Source organism: Acidovorax sp. 94 (assembly GCF_003634645.1).
In the GTDB taxonomy this organism is placed as follows: Bacteria; Pseudomonadota; Gammaproteobacteria; order Burkholderiales; family Burkholderiaceae_C; genus Acidovorax; species Acidovorax facilis.
This window is the reverse complement of sequence record NZ_RBJA01000001.1, coordinates 402,556-426,332: the sequence shown is the minus strand read 5'-3', so window position 1 is coordinate 426,332 and position 23,777 is coordinate 402,556. Positions and strand designations below refer to the sequence as shown.

At 64.2% G+C, this 23,777-nt stretch carries 27 protein-coding genes and 1 pseudogene; 19 read left to right on the top strand and 9 right to left on the bottom strand.

All coding sequences use genetic code 11. The features are described 5' to 3' along the window. Positions 1 to 2: 2 nt before the first annotated feature. The 8 genes and pseudogenes from C8C94_RS01960 to C8C94_RS01925 all read left to right on the top strand — a co-directional run bounded on the left by C8C94_RS01960 (position 3) and on the right by C8C94_RS01925 (position 5,013). Positions 3 to 611, top strand: a complete 609-nt coding sequence (locus C8C94_RS01960; protein ID WP_121419525.1) for a zeta toxin family protein — start codon at positions 3 to 5, stop codon at positions 609 to 611. A gap of 163 nt (positions 612 to 774) precedes the next feature. Continuing rightward, positions 775 to 1,032: pseudogene (locus C8C94_RS01955) on the top strand (glutamine--tRNA ligase); the annotation flags it as partial. 14 nt (positions 1,033 to 1,046) lie between these two features. Next, positions 1,047 to 1,595, top strand: a complete 549-nt coding sequence (locus tag C8C94_RS01950) for a DUF4365 domain-containing protein (RefSeq protein WP_121419524.1) — start codon at positions 1,047 to 1,049, stop codon at positions 1,593 to 1,595. After that, the gene (locus tag C8C94_RS25385; RefSeq protein ID WP_147433213.1) at positions 1,592 to 2,743 is read left to right on the top strand and encodes a hypothetical protein; all 1,152 of its coding nucleotides are present in this window, start codon (positions 1,592 to 1,594) and stop codon (positions 2,741 to 2,743) included. Before C8C94_RS01950 ends, C8C94_RS25385 begins: the two co-directional genes overlap by 4 nt. A 197-nt stretch (positions 2,744 to 2,940) precedes the next feature. Next, positions 2,941 to 3,171 carry an addiction module protein gene (locus C8C94_RS01940; protein WP_121419523.1) on the top strand — a complete coding sequence of 77 codons (231 nt, stop codon included), beginning with the start codon at positions 2,941 to 2,943 and terminating at the stop codon, positions 3,169 to 3,171. Between the two features lie 132 nt (positions 3,172 to 3,303). After that, a complete protein-coding gene (locus tag C8C94_RS01935) occupies positions 3,304 to 3,615 on the top strand; it encodes a hypothetical protein (RefSeq protein ID WP_121419522.1) in 312 nt (103 codons plus the stop codon). 185 nt (positions 3,616 to 3,800) lie between these two features. Then, entirely contained in the window at positions 3,801 to 4,310 is a 510-nt protein-coding gene (locus C8C94_RS01930) for a helix-turn-helix domain-containing protein (protein ID WP_233573361.1), read from the top strand. Beyond that, complete coding sequence (locus C8C94_RS01925) at positions 4,300 to 5,013, top strand: nucleotidyl transferase AbiEii/AbiGii toxin family protein (RefSeq protein ID WP_121419520.1); 714 nt, start codon at positions 4,300 to 4,302, stop codon at positions 5,011 to 5,013. Before C8C94_RS01930 ends, C8C94_RS01925 begins: the two co-directional genes overlap by 11 nt. Positions 5,014 to 5,067: 54 nt before the next feature. Here C8C94_RS01925 and C8C94_RS01920 read toward each other — a convergent pair whose 3' ends face one another. Continuing rightward, positions 5,068 to 6,006, bottom strand: a complete 939-nt coding sequence (locus tag C8C94_RS01920; protein WP_121419519.1) for a M14 family metallocarboxypeptidase — start codon at positions 6,004 to 6,006, stop codon at positions 5,068 to 5,070. Positions 6,007 to 6,085: 79 nt separating this feature from the next. Between C8C94_RS01920 and C8C94_RS01915 the strand changes: the two genes are divergently transcribed. The 5 genes from C8C94_RS01915 (at position 6,086) to C8C94_RS01895 (ending at position 9,962) form a co-directional block, all read left to right on the top strand. After that, the gene (locus tag C8C94_RS01915) at positions 6,086 to 7,516 is read left to right on the top strand and encodes a serine protease (RefSeq protein WP_121419518.1); all 1,431 of its coding nucleotides are present in this window, start codon (positions 6,086 to 6,088) and stop codon (positions 7,514 to 7,516) included. Then, complete coding sequence (locus tag C8C94_RS01910; protein ID WP_233573360.1) at positions 7,513 to 8,505, top strand: FHA domain-containing protein; 993 nt, start codon at positions 7,513 to 7,515, stop codon at positions 8,503 to 8,505. The genes C8C94_RS01915 and C8C94_RS01910 overlap by 4 nt, the downstream gene beginning before the upstream one ends. 62 nt (positions 8,506 to 8,567) lie before the next feature. Continuing rightward, complete coding sequence (locus C8C94_RS01905; protein ID WP_010460358.1) at positions 8,568 to 8,897, top strand: hypothetical protein; 330 nt, start codon at positions 8,568 to 8,570, stop codon at positions 8,895 to 8,897. Positions 8,898 to 9,022: 125 nt separating this feature from the next. Next, positions 9,023 to 9,340, top strand: coding sequence for a DUF2322 family protein (locus tag C8C94_RS01900; RefSeq protein WP_055398926.1), 318 nt, complete (start codon positions 9,023 to 9,025; stop codon positions 9,338 to 9,340). 160 nt (positions 9,341 to 9,500) lie between these two features. Beyond that, positions 9,501 to 9,962 (top strand): SRPBCC family protein, encoded by a 462-nt coding sequence (locus tag C8C94_RS01895; RefSeq protein ID WP_055398924.1) that lies wholly within the window; start codon positions 9,501 to 9,503, stop codon positions 9,960 to 9,962. A 28-nt stretch (positions 9,963 to 9,990) separates the two neighbouring features. On the opposite strand, the gene C8C94_RS01890 is transcribed toward C8C94_RS01895, so the two are convergent. The 4 genes from C8C94_RS01890 to C8C94_RS01875 all read right to left on the bottom strand — a co-directional run bounded on the left by C8C94_RS01890 (position 9,991) and on the right by C8C94_RS01875 (position 14,686). Further along, positions 9,991 to 10,767, bottom strand: coding sequence for a transporter substrate-binding domain-containing protein (locus C8C94_RS01890; protein WP_121419517.1), 777 nt, complete (start codon positions 10,765 to 10,767; stop codon positions 9,991 to 9,993). A gap of 288 nt (positions 10,768 to 11,055) precedes the next feature. Further along, the gene (locus C8C94_RS01885) at positions 11,056 to 12,549 is read right to left on the bottom strand and encodes a DUF3488 domain-containing protein (protein WP_121419516.1); all 1,494 of its coding nucleotides are present in this window, start codon (positions 12,547 to 12,549) and stop codon (positions 11,056 to 11,058) included. Continuing rightward, complete coding sequence (locus tag C8C94_RS01880; RefSeq protein WP_121419515.1) at positions 12,546 to 13,718, bottom strand: DUF58 domain-containing protein; 1,173 nt, start codon at positions 13,716 to 13,718, stop codon at positions 12,546 to 12,548. Before C8C94_RS01880 ends, C8C94_RS01885 begins: the two co-directional genes overlap by 4 nt. A gap of 5 nt (positions 13,719 to 13,723) precedes the next feature. Further along, entirely contained in the window at positions 13,724 to 14,686 is a 963-nt protein-coding gene (locus C8C94_RS01875) for a MoxR family ATPase (protein WP_121419514.1), read from the bottom strand. Between the two features lie 158 nt (positions 14,687 to 14,844). Between C8C94_RS01875 and C8C94_RS01870 the strand changes: the two genes are divergently transcribed. Then, positions 14,845 to 15,093, top strand: a complete 249-nt coding sequence (locus C8C94_RS01870; RefSeq protein WP_121419513.1) for a hypothetical protein — start codon at positions 14,845 to 14,847, stop codon at positions 15,091 to 15,093. Positions 15,094 to 15,529: 436 nt separating this feature from the next. Here the strand turns inward: C8C94_RS01870 and C8C94_RS01865 are convergent, their stop codons facing one another. Continuing rightward, positions 15,530 to 16,801: a phosphatidylserine/phosphatidylglycerophosphate/cardiolipin synthase family protein gene (locus C8C94_RS01865; protein WP_121422640.1), complete on the bottom strand. Its 1,272-nt coding sequence runs from the start codon at positions 16,799 to 16,801 to the stop codon at positions 15,530 to 15,532. Between the two features lie 177 nt (positions 16,802 to 16,978). Between C8C94_RS01865 and C8C94_RS01860 the strand changes: the two genes are divergently transcribed. Continuing rightward, positions 16,979 to 17,899 (top strand): M23 family metallopeptidase, encoded by a 921-nt coding sequence (locus tag C8C94_RS01860; protein WP_121419512.1) that lies wholly within the window; start codon positions 16,979 to 16,981, stop codon positions 17,897 to 17,899. A gap of 137 nt (positions 17,900 to 18,036) precedes the next feature. Here the strand turns inward: C8C94_RS01860 and gltS are convergent, their stop codons facing one another. Beyond that, positions 18,037 to 19,278: a sodium/glutamate symporter gene (gene gltS / locus C8C94_RS01855; protein WP_121419511.1), complete on the bottom strand. Its 1,242-nt coding sequence runs from the start codon at positions 19,276 to 19,278 to the stop codon at positions 18,037 to 18,039. Between the two features lie 273 nt (positions 19,279 to 19,551). Between gltS and C8C94_RS01850 the strand changes: the two genes are divergently transcribed. After that, on the top strand, positions 19,552 to 20,088 hold the full coding sequence (locus tag C8C94_RS01850; RefSeq protein WP_121419510.1) for a pseudouridine synthase: 537 nt from the start codon (positions 19,552 to 19,554) through the stop codon (positions 20,086 to 20,088). A gap of 19 nt (positions 20,089 to 20,107) precedes the next feature. Here the strand turns inward: C8C94_RS01850 and C8C94_RS01845 are convergent, their stop codons facing one another. Beyond that, entirely contained in the window at positions 20,108 to 20,818 is a 711-nt protein-coding gene (locus tag C8C94_RS01845; RefSeq protein ID WP_121422639.1) for a glutathione S-transferase family protein, read from the bottom strand. A gap of 184 nt (positions 20,819 to 21,002) precedes the next feature. On the opposite strand from C8C94_RS01845, the gene C8C94_RS01840 reads away from it, so the two are divergent. Both C8C94_RS01840 and C8C94_RS01835 read left to right on the top strand, forming a co-directional pair. Then, positions 21,003 to 21,893: a LysR family transcriptional regulator gene (locus tag C8C94_RS01840; protein ID WP_121419509.1), complete on the top strand. Its 891-nt coding sequence runs from the start codon at positions 21,003 to 21,005 to the stop codon at positions 21,891 to 21,893. Positions 21,894 to 21,970: 77 nt separating this feature from the next. Then, the gene (locus tag C8C94_RS01835; RefSeq protein WP_121419508.1) at positions 21,971 to 22,531 is read left to right on the top strand and encodes a dihydrofolate reductase family protein; all 561 of its coding nucleotides are present in this window, start codon (positions 21,971 to 21,973) and stop codon (positions 22,529 to 22,531) included. 80 nt (positions 22,532 to 22,611) lie between these two features. Here C8C94_RS01835 and C8C94_RS01830 read toward each other — a convergent pair whose 3' ends face one another. Then, entirely contained in the window at positions 22,612 to 23,049 is a 438-nt protein-coding gene (locus C8C94_RS01830; RefSeq protein WP_121419507.1) for an Lrp/AsnC family transcriptional regulator, read from the bottom strand. Positions 23,050 to 23,192: 143 nt separating this feature from the next. On the opposite strand from C8C94_RS01830, the gene C8C94_RS01825 reads away from it, so the two are divergent. Continuing rightward, a complete protein-coding gene (locus C8C94_RS01825) occupies positions 23,193 to 23,741 on the top strand; it encodes an alpha/beta hydrolase (RefSeq protein ID WP_121419506.1) in 549 nt (182 codons plus the stop codon). Positions 23,742 to 23,777 lie beyond the last annotated feature (36 nt).

The window sequence follows — 23,777 nt, the reverse complement described above, 5'->3', positions numbered from 1 at the left end:
CCATGCCCGCCCGCGCCACAAAGCCACAACCTAGGCCCAAGCAGCCCACTGTGGTGGTCATTGCCGGGCCCAATGGCGCGGGAAAATCCACTGCGGCGCCCTACTTGCTCAAGGACGCCTTGGGCATTCTGGAGTTCGTCAACGCAGACCAGATTGCGGCAGGCCTCTCAGCCTACGCCCCCGAAACCGTGGCGTTTGAGGCGGGGCGCATCATGCTGCAGCGCCTGCGCACGCTGGCTGCAGCCAAAGTCAGCTTTGCATTTGAATCCACGCTCTCCAGCCGCACCTTTGCCTTGTTTCTGGCACGCTGCAAAGCGCAGGGCTACCAGGTGCATATCTATTACGTGGCCTTGCCCAGCGCAGAGCTGGCCACCCAACGCGTCGCACTGCGCGTCAAACTGGGCGGGCACAACATTCCACCCGCCGACATTACCCGCCGCTTTCAGCGCAGCCTGCACAACCTGTTTGCCCTGTATTTACCCTTGGCAGACCGTTGGCGCGTTCTGAATAACGCAACCGGCGCGCTAACATCCATCGCACGCGGCACTGCACACCGCACTTACGTAGAGGACCCGGACAAATGGCTGAATCTTCAACGACTCGGGCAGTAGAACGCGCCACCCCCAGCAAACCTGCTGCACCTATGCAGGACCGGGTGGACAACGCTCTCAAGCAAGCCTCCAAGCAGGCGAAGAAGCAACTCACCGCCAATGGCCTCAAGTTGCCTACACAGAGTTGGACAGGCACCGCCGTTAAAAACCCGGCGGCGTGAACTCCGAAGTGCGCATGTACGACCGCCTGTTCCTGGACGCCCACCCCGACGCGGGCGGCAAGGACTTTATTGAGAGCTTGAACCAAAGTAGCCTGACGGTAGTGACCGCCATCGCGGAACCGTAATTGGTCAATGCCAAGCCGCCCGACAAATTCCAGTTGGAGCAGCACGGGTACTTTGTGGCGGACCGGGTAGATCACGCGGCGGGTAAACCCGTATTCAACTTGGCGGTAGGGTTAAAGGATAGTTGGGGGAAATAAAAATGGGAGGGTAAGTGACGATAGCAATTGAAGACACCGATATCGAGGCTGAACTTAGTTATGCCTTTTTGCATGCAGTAGCCTCGCAATCTCAAGCCAGTTGCACCGTCGCGCAACGTCTCTCAGACAACAGGGGCATAGATGCGGTGCTAACATCGTGGGGCCCCTTCGCTGAAGGGGCGAAAATTGAAGTCGATTTGAAAGTACAGTTGAAGGCCACGATAGCTGAACCGATTGACTTAGGAACTCACTTCTCATATTCACTGAAAAAGGTCTCTCAATATAATGACTTGCGCGCGATTGCCTATTCAGCGCCGCGCATATTAGTCGTACTTTTTCTTCCTCGAGATAAACAAACCTGGCTATCCGTTACCGAGCAGTCTCTAGCCCTCAGAAGGTCAGCTTATTGGGTTAGCTTGGCGGGTGCTGCAGAAGTTACAACAGCTTCTGTAACAGTACATATTCCAAAGCAAAACTTGCTCACCCCCGCAGCACTTCGGGGGCTATTTTCCGATGTATCCATCGGTAATTTTCCAACTTATGTGCCAATGGAGGCGAAATGAGATTTCCAATTTCGCACATAACTCATCTATTGGTTTCTCGTGGTTGGCGGGAAGTTGAGCGAGCCAAGTTCAACGAGCATTTACTTTTATTCACAAACGCCAGATTTCCAAACAGGGAACTCAGCCTACCCAACAAAGAGAGCGCATCAGATTACGACGATGCGATTTCTATACTTTTTTCCAAACTCGCAGCTCTTGAGAAGCAACCCATAGAAAAGCTGATCAGGGAAGTAGGTACGGCCCGAGAAGGCCAGTTGCCGCACTCAGCCGACAGTCTAATTTTGCGGATAGTGCAGCCATCTGAAGATGGTGAGGGCATTCCATTGACGCTTGCCCGAACAGCCTTGACGGAAACAGAAGTCTTGATACTGGCCGCCAGTTGCCAAGCCCAGAAACCAGAAACCTATTACCGAAGAATTGATAACAAAATATCAAATGGCTTGTTAGATAGGGCTATTTTCAATCACACACGATACGGGAGTTTTGTACTTAGCGTTTCGTGCCCAATTCTTTCTACAGGCGAGCAGCTTCCACTGGGCTTAGAAAAAAATGACCTTCCAGTTACGCGAAAAACGTTCTTAACACTTCATACTGGTATTTCCGCACTTGAAGAAGCTATTTCTGACCGAAAACACATCCAATTCGCAAATGATGTTCTAGCATCAACCAGTCCTCATGTGTCAGCAAACATTGCTCAGGCGATTGGAAATATTGCGGCATCTGATACTGGCGGTGGAGTCGAATTTGGATTTGCGTGGTCGGAGTTAATTAAGCCTACCGCGGAAGACTATGCAGAAAGAGTAGTTCATTTTTCTCAGAATGACGCCGCACAAATTTATGAAGTTGCAGAAAGATTGCGCCCACAAGAGGCCACCCACACTAACCGCTTTATTGGAACGGTTGAGGCTTTGCGAGGCGATATTATTGACGGGGGAAGACGCGCAGGCTGGGTTGAGCTCGCTCTAAATCTACGTGACATAGGATGGATTCGGGCTGCCGCTGAATTATCCGCTGATCAATACAAAGAGGCTGATACTGCGCACATCAACGGTGCGCAGTTCATCGCGATAACCGGCACGGTTGAGCAACGCCCTCGAGTTTGGATATTTTCTGCAGTTGAAAAATTCGAAAGAGTCGCATCACTGTAATGTGTAAACCTCCCCACATAACGCGGCCCTGACCTGCATGGAGGTGGATGTGCTTACCCCCAACAGCCTGGCCGCCAGCTTTCGCGACCAGGTGCTACGCGAGGCGATGGCCGTAAGCCGGGCGCACCTGATGCGGTCTGGCAGGTGTCCGCGCTCTAGCTATAGTGACTCTTGCCGCTGATACCTCTGGAGCCGCCATGACCACCACCGCCGAAGCTCTCAGCGCCCAAGCCGCTCAGCTGCCACCTGCAGAGCGAATAGAAGTGGTGGAGCGCATCTTGGACAGTCTGGAACAGCCCGACGCCTTACTGGAAACGCTCTGGGCCGAAGAAGCCAACGACCGCATGGCCGCGTATCGGCGCGGTGAGATCAAGGCTGTGGCACTGATTGATGTGATTGCTAAGTACAACCAAAGCGCTAGTTACTGAGGGAACCGGCTTGGTTGAGCATGAGGCTCCACCTCAACATAAGAAACTCCTATATTGATAGCTGCTTGCGCTTATCCATCAAGCGCTAGAGGCCAATTTTATCTAAAACTGCAGCCCCGCCAAGACCCATCCATGTCGCCTTCGTTCACCCCCACCTTCGCCCACGTGCCGCCTGGCCCGGTGACTGGCCCCTTGCAGTTGTTGCCCGTCAATGCCGCCGTGGTGTCCGTACACACCGCCACCGGCGCACACGTAGGTTCGCTCAAGCTCGTCGGCGGGGTCTGGAAGTTCAAGGCCATGGGCTACGACGCTGCCGGGCGCATGGAGCCCGGCCATGGGCCGCTGACGGAGCAGCACAACATGGTGTTCGCAACGCTTGATGCGACCGAGGTGAGCGCCCGGTTGCTTGGAGCGCCGACCGACGGGCCGGACGCGGCGGCTTGAATCTTTCCAAGCCAATTTGCTTCTATTTTTATAGCTGCTTGCGCTTGTACTGCAAGCGCAGGGGTCGAATTTGACCCATAAATATTAAGCCAATCGCATTTCGGGCGGCTTCCATAGCCAATAGACAGACTAAAGTGTTTCTTATATTTGACAAAAACTTATTTTTGCAAATAATGAGAAACATCATGCCATCAACCGCCCCTATCCTCCCCGAACAGTGCGCGGCCCAGCTGCAAGCGTTGGGCGCGCACATTCGCGCCCAGCGCAAGGCATTGCGGCTGAGCGCTACGGTGACGGCAGAGGCGGCCGGGCTATCAAGGGTGACGCTGCACCGCATTGAGAAGGGCGAGCCCTCGGTGACCATGGGCGCGTGGTGCAACGCCCTGGCGGCGCTGGGCATGGAGTTGCAGGCACATACGGGCGCGCAAGGGCAGCCCGCTGCGGCGCCCAACCGCGCTGGGTGGATTCCGGCGCGGGTGGCCCTGGCGGACTACCCGCAACTGCGTGCGTTGGCGTGGCAGGTGCACGGCATGGACACCCTCACGCCTGTCGAAGCGCTGGGCATTTACGAACGCAATGCGAGGCACCTGGACCTGCAGGCCATGTCTGACGATGAACAGGCACTGCTGGCGGCCTTGCGCGTGGCGCTGTCACCCGGAGAGAGCGCCAACGGCGGGGCCAGCGATGCAGTTTGAACGTCCGCACCACCAGCGCATTACGCATGTGCTGAGCGCGCTGAACGGCGAAACTCTTCTGCAGCATGGCTGCCTGTTTGGCGGCGGCACCTGCATTGCGCTGCGCTATGGCGAATACCGCGAGTCGGTGGACATTGATTTTCTGGTGTCGGATGCGGCGGGCTATCGCGAGCTGCGCCAGCTGCTCACCGGCCCCGACAGGTTGGCACCCATCACCCACACACACGCTCCGCCGCTGGTGGTGCTGCGTGAGATCCGGGCCGACCAGTACGGCATTCGCACCCAGGTGCAGATGGATGGGCAGGCGATCAAGCTGGAGATCGTGCGCGAGGCGCGCATCACACTGGAAGCACCGGCGCCCGATGACACGGTGTGCGGCGTGGGCACGCTGACCCCCCTCGACTTGGCGGCCTCAAAGCTGCTGGCCAACTCTGACCGGCAGGCCGACGACGGTGTTTTCAGCCGCGACGTGATTGACCTGGCCATGATGAACTTGCCGCTGCCCCAACTGCGTGCCGCACTGACCAAGGCGGCGCAGGCCTATGGCCCGTCGGTAGCGCGCGACCTGGGCAAGGCGATTGACCGGCTGCAGAACCGCACCGGCTGGCTGGAGCGCTGCATGCAGGCCATGGCCATGCAGATGCCCAAGGCAGTGGTTTGGCAAAAGGTGCGGGCGTTGCGGCGCGTTGTACCCGCCGCTTGATACCGCAATAGAGCCCACTTCACGCATCAACAGCAGCCGACACAGCACCCCGCACTACGCTTTCTCCCCACACACAAACTCCACCGCCGCACACACCGCCGCCACCTGCGCCTCAATGCACTGCTCAGGCGTGGCACGGGGGCTGTCGGGGTAGACCTCCGTCGTCGTGGTGTAGCGCGCACCCGTGACGCTCGCGCACAGGCCCCAGGCCTTGAATTCGTAGCGGATCACGCCGGGCTCGGTCATGGGCGAGCCGATGATTTCGTTCTTCTCGTCCGCAGGCGCAATGTGCGTCACGCGGCCCACGGCGTCGATGATGGCCTGCTGGAATGCGGGCTGCGGGTTCTCGGTGTCGTCCACCAGGTAAAAGCCGTCGGGAATGCTGCCGGGTTCGAACACCTTGCCGTCGCGCGCGGCCACGGCGGGACGGTATTCGGATTCGTCGGTGTCGGTGGTTTCGTGCAGGTCGATGTGGGCGGCGAACTGGCCGTGCAGCGGTGCCACCAGCCGCATGAGGGCAAGGGATTCCTGCGCGGGCGAGCCTTCTTTGAAGGCGCGGTTGGGGTCGATGGCGTCGAAGTTCCAGCGCTGAAAACGCTCGTATGCCCAGGGGCTAACGCAGGGCACCACCAGCAGGTTGGCGCGGCCGGCATAGCGCTCGGCCTGCGTGTCCACAAACCGCAGCGCGCCGTGCACGCCGCTGGTTTCGTAGCCATGCACCCCGCCGGTCACCAGCACGCTGGGCAGGCCGGGTTGCCAATCTCGGCTGCGCAGGGCCCGCAGGGGAAAGCGCTCTGCCGGGTGCTGCGCATCGGCATAAATCACATCGCCATACATCTCTACATCGAACCGGCCCCGCAGTGCCTCAACGGCGGTGAGCACGTCGTCGGCATAGCTGCGCTGGCGCACCTGGCGCGCGCGCCACTGGTCGCGCTCTGCGGCGCCCCAGGGTTGGCCGGGCGTGCCGATGGGATAGGTGTGGGTTTCTGGCATGGGTGCGTGGGTGCGTAGATATGGGATGGGTTACCCAGGCAGAACCTGGGGCGGTGCAGGGCATTCATAGAATACCGCGATGCCCTTCCCCCTGACCCGGCCCCTGCGGCTGGCAACCTCGTCCCTCGTTCTGCTGCTCTGCGCCCTGGTCGCCCACGCACAGAATGCCCCTCCACCCGCCTCCACCCACACCCCGGCAACTCGCCCGGCGGGCAGTGACCCGGTAGACGGCACCACGCCGCCGCCCGGGGCCGCTGCCGCCGCTGCGCCCACCGGGGCGGATGCCGCCTTGCTGTCGCGCGATGCGCGGCGCATTTACGAGCTGTCGCGCGACAAGCTGGTGCAGATCCGCACGCTGCTGCGCAATGCCAACACGCAGGCGTCGATTGGCTCGGGGTTCTTCGTGTCAGCCGATGGGCTGATCGTCACCAACTTTCACGTGGCCAGCCAGCTGGCGCTGGAGCCCGAGCGCTACCAGGGCGTGTACGTGACGATGGAGGGGCAGGAGGGCGAGGTGGAGCTGCTGGCGTTTGACGTGCAGCGCGACCTGGCCGTGCTGCGCGCCAAGGGGCGCACGGCGGCGGCGCCGGTGCTGAGCTTTCGTCCTGCTGCGGAAGCGCTGGCGCAGGGCGAGCGCATTTACTCGCTGGGCAACCCGCTGGACATCGGCTTTGCCGTGACCGAGGGCACCTACAACGGGTTGGTCAAGCGCAGTTTTTACCCACGCATCTTTTTTGGCGGCGCGCTCAACCCCGGCATGAGCGGCGGCCCGGCGGTGGACGACGCGGGCCGGGTGCTGGGCGTGAACGTGGCCAAGCGGCTCGATGGCGAGCAGGTCAGCTTTTTGATCCCGGCCGAGTTTGCGCAGGCACTGGTGCAGCGCGCAGCCAATGCCCAGCCCATCACGCAGGCCGCGCATGCCGAGATGACGCGGCAGCTGATGGAGCACCAGCAGCAGCTGACGGACCGGTTCTTGAAAGCGCCGTTTCGCGAGCAGCGCCACGGCAACTACCGCGTGCCGGTGCCCGACGACGCGCTGGCGCGGTGCTGGGGATCGGGGCGCGACCCGGCGTTTCCGGGCCTGAACCTGGAGCGCACGCAGTGCCGCGCCGACAGCGATGTGGTAGCGGGCGACTTCAACACCGGCGCGGTGCGCCTGGCCTATGAGGCCTACAACGCCCCCACCCTGGGCGCTGCACGGTTTGCCCGCATGGTTTCGCAAAGTTTTGCCAACGAGCAACTGCCCACACGCGGCAACCGCCACCAAACGGCGGCCGAGTGCACCGAGCGTTATGTGGACCCTGGCAGCCTGCCGCTGCGCGCGGTGGTCTGCCTGTCGGCCTACCGCAAGCTGCCCGGCCTGTACAACATGACCATCCTGGCCACCTCCATCAACCAGCCCACCCAAGGCGTGCTGGGCCGCCTGGATGTGCAAGGCGTGGCCTTTGACAACGGCATGAAGCTGGCCAGCCACTACCTCAAGGCCTTCCGCTGGGAGGCCGCGCCATGAGCACGATGACGACGACCCTGGGGCTGATCGAGGCCTTTGACCGCCACGGCGCCCTGCTGGCGCGCGCGCCCATCACGCGCTGGCCCGTGACGGTGGGCCGCGCGCTGGACTGCGACCTGGTGCTGGACGACCCGTTTGTGGCGCCCCGCCACCTGCGCATCGACCGTGCCGTGAACGAACCGCGCACCGTGCAGGTGCAGGTGCTGGAGACGCGCAATGGCGCACGCCTGCAGCGCAAGCAGCACGGCCAAGGCGAGCAGTTTGACTGGCCCAACGGCGCGCCCATCGACTTGGGCCACACCCACATCACGCTGCGCCTGGCCGACACGCCCATTGCCGACGAGCAGCCGCTGCCGCAGTTTCCGTGGTGCACGGTGGGCACCACGGCTGTGCTGACAGCGCTGGTGGTGCTGGCCGCACTGGCGTCGTCCTGGCTGGAGGCACGCGACACGGCGCAGTACCTGAAGTCGCTGCCGTTGGTGCTGCTGACCACGCTGGTGATGCTGGCCGCCTGGTCGGGCCTGTGGTCGGCGGCCAACAAGGTGTTTGCGGGCCACCTGCAGTTCTGGCGCCACGTGCGCATTGCCTGCGCGGCGGCCCTGGGGGTGGACGTGGTGCATCTGGTGGCCCACCTGATGGCCTTCGCTTTCTCGCTGGAGGTTTTTTCGCAGTTCGCCAGTGTGTTGATCGTGCTGGTGCTGGCTGGTGCGCTGTATGCCCACCTGGCCACCGTGCTGCCGCGCCGCCGCGTGGGCCTGGCGTGGATGGTGGCTGCTGTGGTGGCCCTGGGCGTGCCGTCGTGGCTGGGAGCGCAGTGGCTAAACAACATGCGCCTGTCGAAAACGCTGTACATGAGCAGCGTGTTCCCGCCCAGCCTGCGCGTGGCCCCGGCCGTGCCGGTAGAGCAGTTTCTGCAAGAAACCGAGTCGCTGCGCAGCAAGCTGGACCGCCGCCTGAGCGATGACGGCCAGGCGGACGATGACGAGTAAAAAGTAGCACCGCGCAGAGCGCTTCACCGCAGCCCTACTACCCGCGTCTATCCCATCCACCCATGCGCCGCCGCAAGCTCCACCACCACGTCTACGTGGTCGAACTCTCCAAGGACGTGCTGCTGGAGCCGCGCTTTCGCCGGTGCAACCCGGGCTACATCGAGGGCAAGCCCTGCGTGTATGTGGGCATGACCGGGCTGGACCCGGATGTGCGCTTTGACAAGCACAAGGCGGGCATCCAGGCCAACCGGTTCGTGACGCAATACGGCCTGCGCCTGCTGCCCGATCTGTACGAAGGCTTCAACCCCATGAGCTACGAGGATGCAGTGGACCGCGAGATCGAGATTGGCATCGACCTGCGGTCGGCGGGGTTTGGGGTGTGGCAGGCGTAAGCACCCGCCACCGCACCGCTACTTCCATACCATCGGTTTTTACTCCTCTTTTGGTAGCTACAAGTGCTTATCCATAGAGCGGAAGCGGCCAATTTCATTCAAATTTTCACTCCTATCACCATCCCATGAACTTCACAGACCGCCTCAAGCAACTCCCCTCCGCCAGCCACCTTACCGCCCTGCACCTGCTGGGCCCGGATGGGCAAGTGCTGGCCACCATCGAGAACAAGCCCGGACAGACCGGGTCGCTGGTGGTGTATGCCGCGTTGGCGGCCTTATACGGCGGCCGCATCACGCCTGCGGCCGCCACCCTGGGGCTGGAGTGGTATGCCGAGCATGTAGCCGATGCGCGCACCTTCCCTGGCAAGCACCCCAACATTGACCGGCTGCTGGCCTGGGCGCAGGGCAGCGAGAGCTTTGGGGTGCGGACGGTTTTGGCCTGAAAGGCTGAGGCTTTGCCAAAAAGTTTGCCGTTGCAACAGCGGCGTGTCGAAAACGCGCAGGTCCGTTCGTCGTAGGGGTGTGAACATGTTGAATAACCGATATGGTTTGGCGGTTCACGCTTTCATCCACCACAGATCTACACCCCAAGGAGACCCGAGCATGACGACCAACACCAACACCGGTACCGTCACCCTGCACCGCGTGCTGCGCGCCCCGGCAGAGCGCATCTACCGCGCCTTTCTGGACCCAGACGCCATGTGCAAATGGCTGCCGCCCCACGGGTTTACCGGCCGGGTGCTGAGCATGGACGCACGCGTGGGCGGGAGTTACCGCATGCAGTTCACCAACTTCAGCAGTGGCGGGACGCATGCGTTTGGCGGCGAGTATGTGGAGCTGGTGCCGGGCGAGCGCATCGTGCACACCGACCGGTTTGACGACCCCAACCTGCCGGGCGAGATGCGCACCACGATCCAGCTGAAAAAGGTGATCGCGGGGACCGAGGTGTCCATCGTGCAGGCGGGCATCCCGGCGGTGATCCCCACCGAGATGTGCTACGTGGGCTGGCAGGAGTCGCTGCAGCTGCTGGCGCTGCTGGTGGAGCCAGAGATTCCGGGCGAATAACTCAGACGCCCATAGCCTCAGGCCCTGATCACTTCAACCACTTGTCAGCCGCCTGCTTGATGGTGCCCCGGCTGTCCACCAGGCCCCACACAAAGCCCATCACACGCACATAGTCGGCGTCGTCGGTGGGCAACATGAAGCCCAGGTAGTTCTTGGGCGTGAGTGGCGCATCCACAAACGCGGCGTGCAGGCGCGGGTCGACCTTGGCGTAGTGCAGGGCTTCGTAGGTTTCGGTGATCATCACGTCGCCCTTGCCTTCGGCGATCAGCGCGGGGATCTCGGCGTTCTTGTCGTGCGTGCTGACCTGGGCAGTTTTCAGGTTGGCCAGCACATAGGTTTCGTTGGTGCCGCCGGGGTTCTTGATGACGCGCACGGCGGGCTGGTTCATGGCATCCACGCTGGTGTATTTGGCCTTGTCGGCCGCGCGCACCAGGGCTACTTTGCCGAACGGAGCGTAGCCTGGCAGCATTTCAAAGATGCGCATGCGGTTGACGTTGCGGGTGATGCCGCCGACGGCCACGTCGAACTTGTCGCCCTGCAGGTCCTTCACCAGGTTGGGCCAGGTGGTGGGCACGTATTCGATCTTCACGCCCAGCTCCTTGGCCATGGTTTCGATCACGTCGATGTCGTGGCCGCTGTAGCCCGCGTCGGTCTTGATGGCAAACGGGCGGTAGTCGCCGGGCGTGCCCACGCGGATGACCTTGGCCTCCATGATCTTGTCGAGCCGGGGGCCGGCTTGTGCGGCCTGGCTGAAGGCGAGGGTGGCGGCCACGGCGGCCAGGGCAAATACTTTTTTGGCGATCATTGGGCGAGACTCCGAAGGAAGAGGGATACGCTGTGCAACTGCAAACATCTGCGTGAGCGGTGCGCAACAAAAGGATACAGCAGCCCCTCGCTACGCAGCGTGCCCAGCGAGTCGGCCGGATGAGGTCCACCAGTTCAAGGCACGCCGCACCCGTATCCATAGTCTGCACACTGCCGTCAGCCTTGAATTGAACCGCGCGCGGCTGCGGTCAGCGTGGCAAATGAAGACGACGGCCAAGCAGCAGGGACTCAACCCCGCCGCGCAGCGACGCCGGAGGGCTGCCTGACTTCAGCGGCTGAGTTCGGGCACGGTGCCGCTCATGACCTCGGTGGCGCCCAGCACGTCCTCGCGCAGGCGCCGGGCCCGCTCCTGAGTCGCAGGCAGGCCGCCGAAGCGCATGGCGCAGTAGTTCTCCAGCGCCCGACTCAGCCAGGTGTGGGCCAGTGGCGCAAGCCCTTTCGCAGAAGACCAGTGCTCGCGCACGGACTGCCCGCGCAGCGGCGGGTGCCGGTAGGCGCGCAAGCACCAAGTCATGGCACGGGCAGACAGCTGCATGGACCGTGCAGGAAACCACCGCGACAGGCCCCACGCCACAGCCAGTGCCAGGCGCACGCCCCATCGATGGCGCCGACGCCACAGCAGCCATGCCAGAAACACGAAGACCAGCCATAGCAACAGACCGAGCAGACTGCTTGCCCCGCCGCTGCCCGGTGGAGGCGGCTGCATGGACGTGTCGTCCTGCCCACCAGTCCCCACCGCGCCACCTGGACCGCCGCTGCCTTTCCACCAGTTGCGCAGCGCCTGGGCCGCGTCCAGCGCCCCATTGATAGCACCGCGCTGCCACTGTGGAGCGAACGGGTCGCGGCCAGCGTCCCGCATGGAATCCAGCATGCGATCCCACTGCGATGGGGGCGTACCGGGCTGTAGCCGCGACTGCCCCTGGCGCGGAGGCGCCCCCCAGCCGGAGCCCTTGCCACCCGCACCACCTTGACCGCCCTGCCCCCGGGCGCGTTGGTCCGCATCAGGGTCGCTCTGCTTCCCGAAAGGCGGTTCGAACAAACCCGGCGTATCGCCGCCTGGCAGGAAGCCAAAACCGAGCACCGGCGGCCGGGGTGCAAACAGGAACAGTGTGGTAGCAATGGCAAAGGACACCGCTACGAAACCTGCAGTCATCGACAGCTTGGTCCAGCGCGACAGGTCTACGCCTTCGGCATGAAGCCAAGCAAGCGTCAGCGCACCGCACAGCCAGGCCGGCCCCAGGTAGAACCACAGGCTCCAGTCGGCAGCGTAGTGCGTGGTGGTCAGAAAACATACCGTGAAGATCACGGTCATCGTGAGGTACAGGTCACGCCGCGTGCGCAGCTGGGCCGCCCGCGCGCCCATCACGACCAGCAGCACCATGCACACCCAGCGCGGGAAGGAGAAGAGAAGGATGCCTGGGAACACCGCCAGCACAAAGCCCAACAGACCCAGCACCTGCCATTGCCTGCGGCCTGCACCCTCGGGGCCGCGCTGGTTGAACACCCCAGCGCCAAAGCCAAGTGCCGCCCACACCAGCCACAGCAGACAGGCAAAACCGAAGGCCCGATAGCTCCGTTCCACGTAAGAGAACGCAAAGGCTGTGAACAGATAGCTCAGCCCTGCGAACACGATGGCGCCCCGACTCTGCAGCGGGGCCGATGGTTCTTTGTCCGCCCGGCGGGTGCTGCCCCTGGTGGGTACGGGCTGCACGCCGGTGGAGGCCAGGGCGGATGCATTGCCGGGTGTGCTGCCAGACCTCATGGTGCCTCCATCCAGCTGACTGCACCGGCCCGCTGGGCCACGGCCTGCAGGCCCTGGGCAGCTACCAATTGCGCCGGACCAACAACATGTCCCAAGGCGATGCACACCACCACTGCGCAGGCAACGCCCTTCAACTCTGCCAGCGCTGCTGCCAGGTCGGCCTGCACCATGTCGCCCGGCACGACCAGCGCGATCTGATCGCCCACCCTTGCAACCGCAGCCACGCGCATGCAGGCTTCGCACAACTGGGCAGGACTTGCTGGCTGCGCCGCAGCCAGGGCCGTGCGCACCAGGGCAGCGCCCTGCACAGGCTCGCCATCGCCCGCCAAATACAGAAATGCCTGTGCACCGTGTCCTTGGGCTGCATCGAAAACCCCCGCCGCCAGGCGGATGGCCTGCTCCCCCGCGCTGGCGGGGTTGCCCAAGGCTGGCGCCGCAGGCGCATGCACAGCCACCCGCAGGACCACGGCCCCCAGTTGCTGGAAGTGCTGGATCACCAACTCGCCCACCCGGGCTGAAGCGCGCCAGTTCACCCGTCCTACTGAATCGCCCTGCTGGTACTCGCGCAACAGGCCCAGCTCGAACGATTGGCCCGTGTGGCGGGTGGCGAGCGTGCCCGAGGGGTCGGGCGATACATTCCAGGGCAGCGGCCAATACATCGCTTGCGGCTTGGGCAGTACATGCACTGCGATACCGGTGTGCTGCATGGCATGCCGGGCCTGCACCAGGCCCAGCGGGAAGCCACAGGCCAGACGCACGGCAACCAGCCGGTAGTGACCCCGGCATGCAAACCGCACTTGCCGGCCCAGTTCAACGGCCTTGCCTGCGCGAACTACGGGAATCGTCTGGCACAGTGTCAGGTGACGCCCGGCCCATTCCCATTCGGTCTCCACGTCCACCATGAAGGCGGGCCAGCGCACGCTGCGCTCCACCACGATGCCAATGTCGCACCCAGCGCCTTCGATCATTTCCCCACCCAGACCATCGGCCCGCAGCCGCACGGCCATGCCGCGCAGCGAAAGCCAGGGCAGCACGAAGCCCATCACGGTCACGGTGGCGAGGAACAGGAACATGCCGTAGACCATGGGGTCTCGGCGGTTGAGCGCCGCCAGCAGCAGCGTGCAGCAGAACGCGAGCAGTACGCGTGATCGGGTCAGCAGTCGCTCCATGGGCGCTACTGGGGCGTGCGCTGCGACATCAGGATGGCCTGGATGATGTCGTGGGGGTCCTTGGCCTGGGCGCCCTGCCCCTGCACAATGATGCGGTGTGCCAGCACCGGCGTGGCCACTTCGCGCACCACGGCCGGGTCCACATAAGAGCGCCCGCGGATGCAGCTGAGCGCGCGCGCCATCCGCGCCAGGCCCAGCGTGCCGCGCGGGCTGGCGCCGAAGCGGATGTCGGGGTGCTTGCGCGTGGCCCGCACGATGGCAGCAATGAACTGCGCCACCTCAGGGGTGATGGACACCTCGTGCGCCCCTGCCACCAGCCGCTCGAACTCGCCGGCCCGGCACACCGGCTGCAATCGGCTGATGGGGTGCGAGAACTGCTGGCTCTGGATCAGGCCCGCTTCGGTATCCGCGTCGGGGTAGCCCAGCGAAAGGCGGATGAGGAAGCGGTCGAGCTGCGCCTCTGGCAGCGGGTAAGTGCCCGCCATGTCGATGGGGTTTTGCGTAGCCAGCACGGCGAACGGTGTTGGCAGCGGCAGGGTTTGCCCGTCCAGCGTGATCTGCCCCTCCTCCATGCATTCGAGCAGGGCCGACTGGGCGCGCGGGTTGGCACGATTGATCTCGTCAGCCAGCACGATGTTGGCAAAGACGGGGCCGGGGCGCAGCGTGAAGCTGCCGTCCTTGGGGTTGTAGACCGGCCCGCCCACGATGTCTGAAGGCATCAGGTCGGCGGTGAACTGGATGCGCTTGAACGACAGCCCCACCGACACCGCCAGCGCGCGCGCCAGCATGGTCTTGCCCAGGCCGGGCACATCCTCAATCAGCAGGTGCCCTCCAGCCACGACGGCTGCGAGCGCCAATTCGACCTGCTGATGCTTGCCCTCCAGAACTTTTTCAACATTGTGAACGATGGCTTGTGCCGTGCGCGCGCACTGCTGTGCCGCGTCTGTGACTGTTTGTGCGAGATCCAACGGACTTCCCCTCTTGATATGCCAAAAATTCTAAGGGAGCGGCTGTGGTGGAACCAAGACACACGATGAGCAGGCACATATCCGCGCTCGGTCGGCGCCGGAGCCCGCACAGCAGAACAAATCAGGTTACCCTGCCCGGTTACCAACAAGGAATCGCCATGAAAAAACTCAACGTCACCATCCAACTCGAAATGACCGTGCCCGACGACTGGGAGCTGGTCGACACCTCGGAGGGCACGCCTGTCATCAAGCTGCCCGACGGCAAGTTCATGGACATTGCCATCGAACCCCTGTTTGCGGCAGACCCTGAAGACCTGTGGGCCAGCACCGAAGATGAAGATGTGCTGGACGACATCCTCGACATGGTGGACAGTGAGGCAGTGACGTATGAGTTTGTGACGCACTGATGGACGAGGGTCCCGAGTTTGAAACTTGGGACACTAGTCCACTGAAACCGAGAAATCGGCTGTGCGTGAGGGTCTGGCAGGGCCGCACTCTAGGCGGCGGGCGCAGGCGGGTTGCACACCCGGCGAGCACAGCAACGACGAGGGCGGCCCTGCCAGGCCCTCACCCTTCGGGCCAGGGTGGTAGCAGGCGCATGGCTGCGTTGCGGGCTTTGCCAAGGCGGCCAGCCTTGGCCGCAGCCCGAGCCTTGCGCTGCACCCGCTGCCACCCCGGCGCACAGCCGATTTCTCGGTTTCAGTGGACTAGGGGCAAATGCCTGCTTGGGTTGAAAAATCCAGGCGGCGTCTTCGCCCCCGCATCAGACGCAGAAAACTACACTATTGATAGCGTCTGGCGCTTTACCCAAAAGCGCTAGCACCTGATTTTATTCAAACCCCATCACAACTGCGACCGCAGCAAGGCCGTCAATTTCTCGTGAGCCTTCTCGCGCAGCGGCCGGTCCAACCAAGCCTGGTAGGTCACGCGGCGTGACCGCTCGATATCGTCTTCAAAAACCTGGGTCTGGCGCTGCGCAAACGCCGCGTCGTACACGTTCAGGTTGGCCTCATCGTTCAGGCGGAACGAGCGGTTGTCAAAATTGGTGGAGCCCACCGACACCAGCAGCTGGTCCACGATCATGACCTTGCAGTGGTACATGGTGGGCGTGTATTCATAAATCTCGGCACCGGCCTGCAGCAGCGGGCCCCAGGTGGCGCGGGATGCAGCCTTCACCGTTTCGGTGTCGGTGTGTTCACCGGGGGTCACCAGGCGCAGGCGCACGCCGCGCGCCAAGGCGTCCATCAGCAATTTGTGGGTCAGCTCATCGGGCACGAAGTACGCCACCGACAGGTCGATGCTGCGCTCGGCCGCGGTGATGGCCAGGTGGTACATGAGCTGCATGCTCTCGCTGCCACTCGATGGCGAGCTGGAGAACATCTGCGCCTTTTGCGTGCCCACGGGAGGGTCTTGTGCGATGGCCGGAAAGTACGCCTCGCCATGCAGCACCTTGCCGGTGACCTTGAGCCAGTTGTCCAAAAACGTGGCCTGCATCTGCGCCACCACTGGGCCACGCACCAGGTAGTGCGAGTCGCGCCAGTGGTTGGGGTCTTGCGCGTGGCCCGTCCACTCCGGCGCAATGCCCACGCCACCGGTAAAGCCCACCTGTCCATCCACCACCAACAGCTTGCGGTGGGTGCGGTTGTTCAGGCGTGCCAGGTTGTACCAGTGGGGTTTGTGGAATTTTTCGATCTGCACCCCGGCCGCTTTCATTTCGGCCAGGTAGCTCTCTTCCATCTTGGCGCTGCCCACCCAGTCGAGCAGCACATGCACGGGCACACCCGCGCGGGCGCGCTCGCTCAGGGCGTCGGCAAACTGCTTGCCGATGTCGCCCGACCAGTAGATGTAGGTTTCGAAGGTGACGCTTTTTTGCGCGGATTTGATCGCGGCCAGCATGGGCGGAAAGATCTGGTCGCCGTTGAGCAGCTCTGTCACCGCATTGCCGCCCACAATGCCCGGGCCCAGCAGACTGCCCAGGGCACGTTCGAACTGCGGGTGGGCGGTGTTGTACAGGCGCGGCAGCTGTTGCTGCACCTTTTTCTCGCCCGCCGTGAAGTTGAGCGCCAACAAGACAAGGGCCCCCGTGGCCAGGGCCGTGAGCAAGACAGTGAACATGGTGAAGCGGCGGGGGGCGGCAGGTGGCATGGCGCGATGGTAGGTGGCGGCCTGGGGGTGGCGATGTAGGCGGACGCCGCCAACGCTGGGCGGCACAATTGCGGGGTGCTCGCCGTGCACGCGCGGCTGCAGCACGCTTGCCATCCCCCCGCGCTTTTTTCTTACCGTTGCCCTGCCGTGTCTGAACCTGCCCGCCCTTCCCTCATCCGCCCAGCCAACCCCATTAACCGCCGCAGCGCCTTGATCGGCACGGCGGGCCTTCTCGCCCAGCCCGCCCTGGTGGGGCTGCTGCACGCCAAGCCCTTGCCACCCGCGCCCACGGTGTGGCCCCAGGCGCTGCAGGTGCCCGGTGGTGTGGCGCGGCTGTCGCTGGGCCCAGCGGCCACACGGCCGGTGGCGCAGGTGCGCCAGGGCGATGCGGATGTGCCGCTGCGGGTGGTGGGCGATGCCATTGAGTGGACAGCCATCGTGGGCATACCGCTGGCCGCAGCACCCGGCGATGCGTTTATCACCGTGCTGGCCGAAAGCGGCGGCAGCCCGCGCCTGGTGCACTACGCCGTAGCCCCCAAGCAATACAAGGAGCAGCACCTCAAGGTATCGCCCCGCACGGTGGACCTCTCGCCCGAGGACCAGGCCCGCTACGAGCGCGAGCGCGACCACCAGGCCCAGGTGATGGCCACCTTCACCGAGCAGCCCGCAGGCGTGGCGCTGGCATCGCTGCGCATGCGCGTGCCCGTGCCGGGGCGGCGGTCCAGCTCGTTCGGGCTGCGCCGCGTGTTCAACGGCCAGCCGCGCAATCCGCACAGCGGCATGGACATTGCCGCCGCCACCGGTACGCCCATCGTGGCGCCGCTGCCGGGCCGGGTGATTGACGTGGGCGACTACTTCTTCAACGGCGGCACGGTGTGGCTGGACCACGGCCAAGGCCTGCTCACCATGTACTGCCACCTGAGCAGCATGGAGGTGCGCGTGGGCGATGTGCTGCAGGCAGGCGACGCGTTCTGCAAGGTGGGCGCCACCGGCCGCGTGACCGGCCCGCACCTGCACTGGGGCGTGATGCTGAACCGCACCATGGTGGACCCCGCATTGTTCTTGTAGCCCCAGAGTCGCTGCGCGGGATGACGCCCCTCACTGCGGGACGGCCCTTGCTCGGGCCGTGCCCGCTTCGCGGCTGCGGGCCGGTGCGCCGCGCTGAAACCCATGCAGCCCGTTGAGCCGCACCACGCTTCAACGGGCTACTTCAAATAATTCATGAAGCCCGTGATGATCACGGCGTTGAAAAAGTCGATGAAGAGCGAACCCACGAGCGGGATCACAAAAAACGCCTTCACCGATGGCCCATTGACGGCGGTGAACGCCTGCATGTTGGCCATGGCGTTGGGCGTGGCGCCCATGCCAAAGCCGCAGTGGCCGGCGGCGATGACTGCGGCGTCATAGTCACGGCCCATCACACGGAAGGTGACAAAGTAGCCATACGCAAACATCAGCACGGTCTGGGCAAGCAGGATGACCAGCAGCGGCCCGGCCACCTCGGCCAGTTCCCACAGCTTCATCGACATCAACGCCATGGCCAGGAAGAACGCCAGCGACACATTGCCCACTACCTCGAACTGGCGCAGGGGCAGCGCACTGTCGCGCCAGTCGATGATGTTGCGCACCACCGCCGCCACCAGCATCGGGCCCAGGTACGACGGCAGCGTAATGCCCAGGTCCTTGAGCCAGTTGACCAGCAACGTGCCTGCCCCGATGGACACGGCAATCAGGATGCTGGCGTACATCACAGTGTCGCTGTTGCCCATGGGGGCCGGGGCTGCAAGGCGGGCGGTGGAGGCATTGGCGGCGTCGACAGCGCCAGCCGCCGTGGCGGTAGCACCGGCTGGCATGCCCGCAGCCAACCCCGAGGTGTGCAGGCCATTGCGCCGCATCAGCAGGGTGCCCAGCGGGCCGCCAATCACGCAACCCGCCACCAGGCCATAGGTGGCCGCTGCAATGGCGGCGGGCAACGCACCTGCGGCGCCCGCCTGCTCCAGCAGCGGGCCAAACGCGGCCGAGGTGCCGTGCCCACCCGTGAGCGATATGGATCCCGCCGCCACGCCGATGAGCGGATGCACGCCCAGCGCAGCAGCCAGCCCGGCGCCCAGCAGGTTCTGCAGCACCACCAGGCCCACGGCGGCGGCCAGAAACAGCGCTACGCCGACACCGCCTTTCTTGAGCAGCTCGAAGCTGGCCGAAAAGCCGATGGTGGTGAAAAACACCAGCAGCAAAAAGGCGCGCATGTTGTCGTAGAACTGAAAGGTGAACAGGCCCGTCTGGTGGCCCACCAGCGCAATCAGCGAAAACACCAGTCCGCCGATGATGGGCCCGGGAATGAAGTAACGCGAGAGCAAGCCGACGCGGTTTTTGATGAAATCGCCCACCACCAGCAGCACGGCGGCGATGCCGATGGTCTGGGCAATGTCGAGTTCAATGGTGGTCATGGCGGTGTCTCCTTGAGGCCTGGATGAGAGGGTCAGGCAACACTTTCCCAGATGTATCAGCTATGGATTAGATAGCTGCCAGCACAAGCTAGCGTAGCGCTGGAGCCTATTTTACCTGTCAAGCTCCGCCTCCCCGGCCAGGCCGGAGATGAAGCGGGTGTCAGACGCCATCCTGTTCACTCAGCGCCGCACTGGTTCTTTCCTCCCTCGCCGCAGCTATGCTCGGCAGCCCTGCCCCCCCGATCCACCATCACCGCTCCCACCCCGTCGTCGATGACCGCCCGCCTGATCCGCTTCAACAAACCCTACGGCGTGCTCAGCCAGTTTACGGCCGAGGGCAAATGGCAGGGCCTGAAGGATTACATCGACCTGCCCGGCGTGTACGTGGCGGGGCGGCTGGATGCGGACAGCGAGGGCCTGCTGCTGCTGACCAACGACGGCAAGCAACAGGCCCGCATTGCGGACCCGCGCTTCAAGATGGAGAAGACCTACTGGGTGCAGGTGGAGGGCGTCCCCGATGAGGCCGCGCTGGCCGCGCTGCGCAGCGGCGTGGTGCTGAACGATGGCCCCACCCTGCCGACCCGCGCACGGCTGCTGGAGCCCGCGCCTGCAGTGTGGGACCGCAACCCGCCTATCCGCGAACGCAAGGCCATCCCCACTGCCTGGATCGAGCTGATCATCCGCGAAGGCCGCAACCGCCAGGTGCGCCGCATGACGGCCGCCGTGGGCCACCCCACGCTGCGGCTCATCCGTGCGGCCATCGGGCCGTACACGCTGGACGGGCTGGCGCCGGGCACCTGGGCAGATTGAGCTGGTAGGCGTGAAGGGCCTAGGCGGCCACCGCATGCATGCGCCGCGACAGGGCTGACCCACGCGCGCGCAAAAAGGCCCGCAAGCCCTCGGCATAGTCCGCACCCACGGCCTGCTGCACAGAAGGGCGCGCAGCCAGCGCTGCCCGCCACTGCTGCACCAGCGGCAAGTCTTGCCAGAGCGCCAGGTCATCCATGCCCGGCAAGGTGTCGATGACGTCAAAGTACCGGAACACCGGGCCAAACACCGCGTCCACCATGCCAAAGTGCGGCCCCGCAAAGTACGGCCCCGGCACGCTGCGCTGGCCCAGGGCCTCTTCGATCTGCACAAAACGGCTGCGCAGGTCCTGCGCGCGGGCCTGCAGCGTGGCCTCATCCGGCGCGGCGTAGAAGCCGCCGATGGTGTTCAGCACGGCAGAGCCAAACTCCATCCATGCCCGGTGGCGTGCGCGTTGCAGCGGATCTGACGGGTGCAACACGGGCATGGCCACCTCCTCAAGGTATTCGCAGATCACGGCCGACTCGAACAGGCTTTGGCCCTGCACCTGCAAGACCGGGGTCTTGCCCAGCGGCGAGATGGCCAAAAACCAGTCGGGCTTGCGGGCCAGGTCGATGGTGCGGCGCTCAAACGCCAGCCCCTTTTCGTGCAGAACGATGGCCACGCGCTGCACGTAGGGGCACAGCGCATGCGAGACCAGGGTGAGTGCGGGTGCGGCTGTTCGCGAGCTCATGCCGTCCATCCTTGAGCGTGTGGGGCACAGAGGGTATTCAACAGGCGGGCAATGCAGGTGCAGGTGCGTTTCATGGGGCGGGCTTTCTATGGCAAGAGGGTTGGCATCACCCGTTGGTGTATCTACCGACGTATGGCGACCAGCAAAATTTATGATTGCATTGGCGCAAATAAAATAAGCACACATGAAAACATCCATTGCATTCACGCAATACCAATTGGGCGCCGCAGAGCTGGAAGTGCTGCTGGCCATGGTGCGCACCGGCACCTTGGCAGCAGCCGGTGAACGGCTTGGCGTGGATGCGTCCACGGTGTTCCGTGCCATCCAGCGCATCGAGCGCGGGCTGGGCCAGTTGCTGTTCGAGCGCTCGCGCGCGGGCTACCGCGCCTCGGAGCTGGCCCAGGCCCTGGCCGAGCAGGCCGAGCGCGTGGAAGCCGCCCTGGAGGCCGCCCGCACGGCCACGCAGGCACAGCCCGAGCAGGTGTCGGGCACGGTGCGCATCTCCACCACCGACACCCTCCTGCACGGCCTCATCGCCCCCGCCCTGCAGGTGCTGCAGCCCCGGCACCCGGCCTTGGTGTACGAACTGCATGCGGGCAATGAACTGGTGAGCCTGACGCGCCGAGACACCGACATCGCCGTGCGCGCCACCAAGCGTCCACCACAACACCTGGTGGGTCGGCAACTGGGCATGATCCGATCCGCGCTGTACGCAGGCACCGCCAGCCCGCTGGTCCTGTCCGACGTGGAGGCGGGCCGCGCAGCCTGGATTGCGCCCGACGACGCGCTGCCCGACCACCCCTCGGTGCGCTGGCGCAAAAAGCGATACCCCAAGGCGCAGCCCACCTACCGCGTCAACAGCCTGCTCACCGTGATGGAGCTGGTGGCCCTGGGCATGGGCGTGGGGGTGCTGCCCCTCTTTCTGGCCCAGGGCCGCAGCGACCTGCGCCCCCTCACCGGGTCGCTGGCCGACTGTGAAACCGAGCTGTGGCTGCTGACGCACCCCGAGTCGCGGCACCTGCGGCGCATTGCCGCGGTGTACGGGCATCTCGCGGAGACGGTGCAGTTGCCCTGACGCACTCGGGCCTTCCCGTCTCCCTCCCAGCTTGCTGCCAGCACGTTGTCAGCAGCCGGTCTTCACAGTGAGCGCCCATGACCATCACACAGTTCTACGGCGCTTCCAGCCTCGACGGCTTCATTGCCACGGCAGACCATGACCTTGGCTGGCTCTTGCAGTTCGGCGAGATCGAGGGCTCCAGCTACCCCGCTTTCATCCGCGACGTGGGTGCGCTGGCCATGGGCTCGCACACCTACGAATGGATGCTGAAACACGCCATCGACGCAGGCCAGCCATGGCCCTACGTGCAGCCCACATGGGTGTTCAGCACGCGCACTCTGCGCGCCATCCCGGGCGCCGATGTGCGCTTTGTGCATGGCGATGTGCGGCCCGTGCACCAGTCCATGGTGCGGGCCGCAGCGGGGCGCAATGTGTGGATCGTGGGCGGGGGCGAGCTGGTGGGGCAGTTTTATGATGCGGGCCTGCTGGACGAGTTGATCGTGCAGATCGCACCGGTCACACTGGGTGCGGGCAAGCCGCTGTTGCCACGCCGGATCACACAACCGGCGCTGCGCCTGCAGTCGGTGACAACGCTGGGCGGCCTCTTTGCAGAGCTGCGGTACAAGGTGCCGCCAGCCTCGCAACGCAACCCATAGCCACTCTCTTGAAGCTATTGTTTTTATAGCTATTTGCGCTTATCCATCAAGCGTCAGCGGCTCTTTGGACGCAAAAATTCTTAACCCAGCGGCACCGCCTTGTTCACCGGGTGCGACAGTACCAGTGATGTGGAGACGCTGCCAAACGCGGCCAGCGCATCCACCACACGCTCCAGGTCGGCGGGCTGGCCGAAGGCGCAGCGCACCACGAAGCAGTCGTCGCCGGTCACGCGCACAACATCCAGCACTTCGGGCAGGGACTGGAACAGCAACACATAGCGCTGGATGTGCTCGTGCGTGGTGCGCACCCGCACCACCGCCTGCAGGCCCAGGCCCACGGCGTCCAGGTTGATGCGGGCCGCGTAGCCTGCAATCACGCCCGCGTCCTCGAGCTTTTTCACACGCTCGCTCATCGCAGGCTGCGACAGGCCGATCTGCTTGCCCAGCGCCGACAGGCTTTGCCGCGCGTCGTGCTGCAGGGCCATGAGGATCTGCCGGTCTTTTTTGTCCAGTTCCACGGGGTGCTTTCTTTGAACAGGCTCTTAACGATGACTTCAAGGTTTGGGCGGGCGATTTCCGATGAGCCCCCCTGGCCGGAACAGCGGCGGTTTCCTATTGTTGGCGGGCAGTGATGGATCTGCTTTGAGAACAAGGACATTGAATGACGACGCGACCTGTTTTGCTGATTCCGGGCATCTACAACTCGGGCCCGACACATTGGCAGTCATTGTGGCAAACCCGGCACGCGGGCGTGGCGCGGGTGGAGCAGGCCGACTGGGACCACCCCGATTGCGACACCTGGGTGCGCACGCTCGATGACGCCATTGCTGCATCGCCCCAGCCCCCCATCCTGGTGGCACACAGCCTGGGCTGCCTGGTCGCGGTGCACTGGGCCGCGCGCCACCACCGGCCCGTGCAAGCGCTGCTGCTGGTGGCGGTGCCAGACCCCGGGGGGCCGAATTTTCCGGCCGACGCCAAAGGCTTTGCCCCACTGCCTGCCGTGCTGCCCACCCAGCCCGACCTGCCAAGACGGGTGCTGATGAGCAGCACCAGCGACCCGTATTCCACCCCCGGCTTTTCGGCGCAGTGCGCCAGCGCCTGGAACGCCGAGCACGTGGTGCTGGGTGCGCGGGGCCACCTCAATGCCGACAGTGGCCTGGGTGACTGGCCGCAGGGATGGGAGCTGGTGGCGCGCTGGCGCGGAGAGTGAGAACCGCTGCGGGATTGCCACGCCCCTCTGAGAGCG

Excerpts from the sequence above, each read along its gene's own strand:
- C8C94_RS01835 (WP_121419508.1), top strand. The coding sequence starts at position 21,971 with ATGACCATCACACAGTTCTACGGCGCTTCCAGCCTCGACGGCTTCATT.
- C8C94_RS01845 (WP_121422639.1), bottom strand. The coding sequence starts at position 20,818 with ATGAGCTCGCGAACAGCCGCACCCGCACTCACCCTGGTCTCGCATGCG.
- C8C94_RS01935 (WP_121419522.1), top strand. The coding sequence starts at position 3,304 with ATGTCGCCTTCGTTCACCCCCACCTTCGCCCACGTGCCGCCTGGCCCG.
- C8C94_RS01840 (WP_121419509.1), top strand. The coding sequence starts at position 21,003 with ATGAAAACATCCATTGCATTCACGCAATACCAATTGGGCGCCGCAGAG.
- C8C94_RS01890 (WP_121419517.1), bottom strand. The coding sequence starts at position 10,767 with ATGATCGCCAAAAAAGTATTTGCCCTGGCCGCCGTGGCCGCCACCCTC.
- C8C94_RS01920 (WP_121419519.1), bottom strand. The coding sequence starts at position 6,006 with ATGCCAGAAACCCACACCTATCCCATCGGCACGCCCGGCCAACCCTGG.
- C8C94_RS01960 (WP_121419525.1), top strand. The coding sequence starts at position 3 with ATGCCCGCCCGCGCCACAAAGCCACAACCTAGGCCCAAGCAGCCCACT.
- C8C94_RS01915 (WP_121419518.1), top strand. The coding sequence starts at position 6,086 with ATGCCCTTCCCCCTGACCCGGCCCCTGCGGCTGGCAACCTCGTCCCTC.
- C8C94_RS01880 (WP_121419515.1), bottom strand. The coding sequence starts at position 13,718 with ATGGAGCGACTGCTGACCCGATCACGCGTACTGCTCGCGTTCTGCTGC.
- C8C94_RS01870 (WP_121419513.1), top strand. The coding sequence starts at position 14,845 with ATGAAAAAACTCAACGTCACCATCCAACTCGAAATGACCGTGCCCGAC.
- gltS (WP_121419511.1), bottom strand. The coding sequence starts at position 19,278 with ATGACCACCATTGAACTCGACATTGCCCAGACCATCGGCATCGCCGCC.
- C8C94_RS01900 (WP_055398926.1), top strand. The coding sequence starts at position 9,023 with ATGAACTTCACAGACCGCCTCAAGCAACTCCCCTCCGCCAGCCACCTT.
- C8C94_RS01850 (WP_121419510.1), top strand. The coding sequence starts at position 19,552 with ATGACCGCCCGCCTGATCCGCTTCAACAAACCCTACGGCGTGCTCAGC.
- C8C94_RS25385 (WP_147433213.1), top strand. The coding sequence starts at position 1,592 with ATGAGATTTCCAATTTCGCACATAACTCATCTATTGGTTTCTCGTGGT.
- C8C94_RS01885 (WP_121419516.1), bottom strand. The coding sequence starts at position 12,549 with ATGAGGTCTGGCAGCACACCCGGCAATGCATCCGCCCTGGCCTCCACC.
- C8C94_RS01910 (WP_233573360.1), top strand. The coding sequence starts at position 7,513 with ATGAGCACGATGACGACGACCCTGGGGCTGATCGAGGCCTTTGACCGC.
- C8C94_RS01825 (WP_121419506.1), top strand. The coding sequence starts at position 23,193 with ATGACGACGCGACCTGTTTTGCTGATTCCGGGCATCTACAACTCGGGC.
- C8C94_RS01905 (WP_010460358.1), top strand. The coding sequence starts at position 8,568 with ATGCGCCGCCGCAAGCTCCACCACCACGTCTACGTGGTCGAACTCTCC.
- C8C94_RS01930 (WP_233573361.1), top strand. The coding sequence starts at position 3,801 with ATGCCATCAACCGCCCCTATCCTCCCCGAACAGTGCGCGGCCCAGCTG.
- C8C94_RS01895 (WP_055398924.1), top strand. The coding sequence starts at position 9,501 with ATGACGACCAACACCAACACCGGTACCGTCACCCTGCACCGCGTGCTG.
- C8C94_RS01925 (WP_121419520.1), top strand. The coding sequence starts at position 4,300 with ATGCAGTTTGAACGTCCGCACCACCAGCGCATTACGCATGTGCTGAGC.
- C8C94_RS01940 (WP_121419523.1), top strand. The coding sequence starts at position 2,941 with ATGACCACCACCGCCGAAGCTCTCAGCGCCCAAGCCGCTCAGCTGCCA.
- C8C94_RS01865 (WP_121422640.1), bottom strand. The coding sequence starts at position 16,801 with ATGTTCACTGTCTTGCTCACGGCCCTGGCCACGGGGGCCCTTGTCTTG.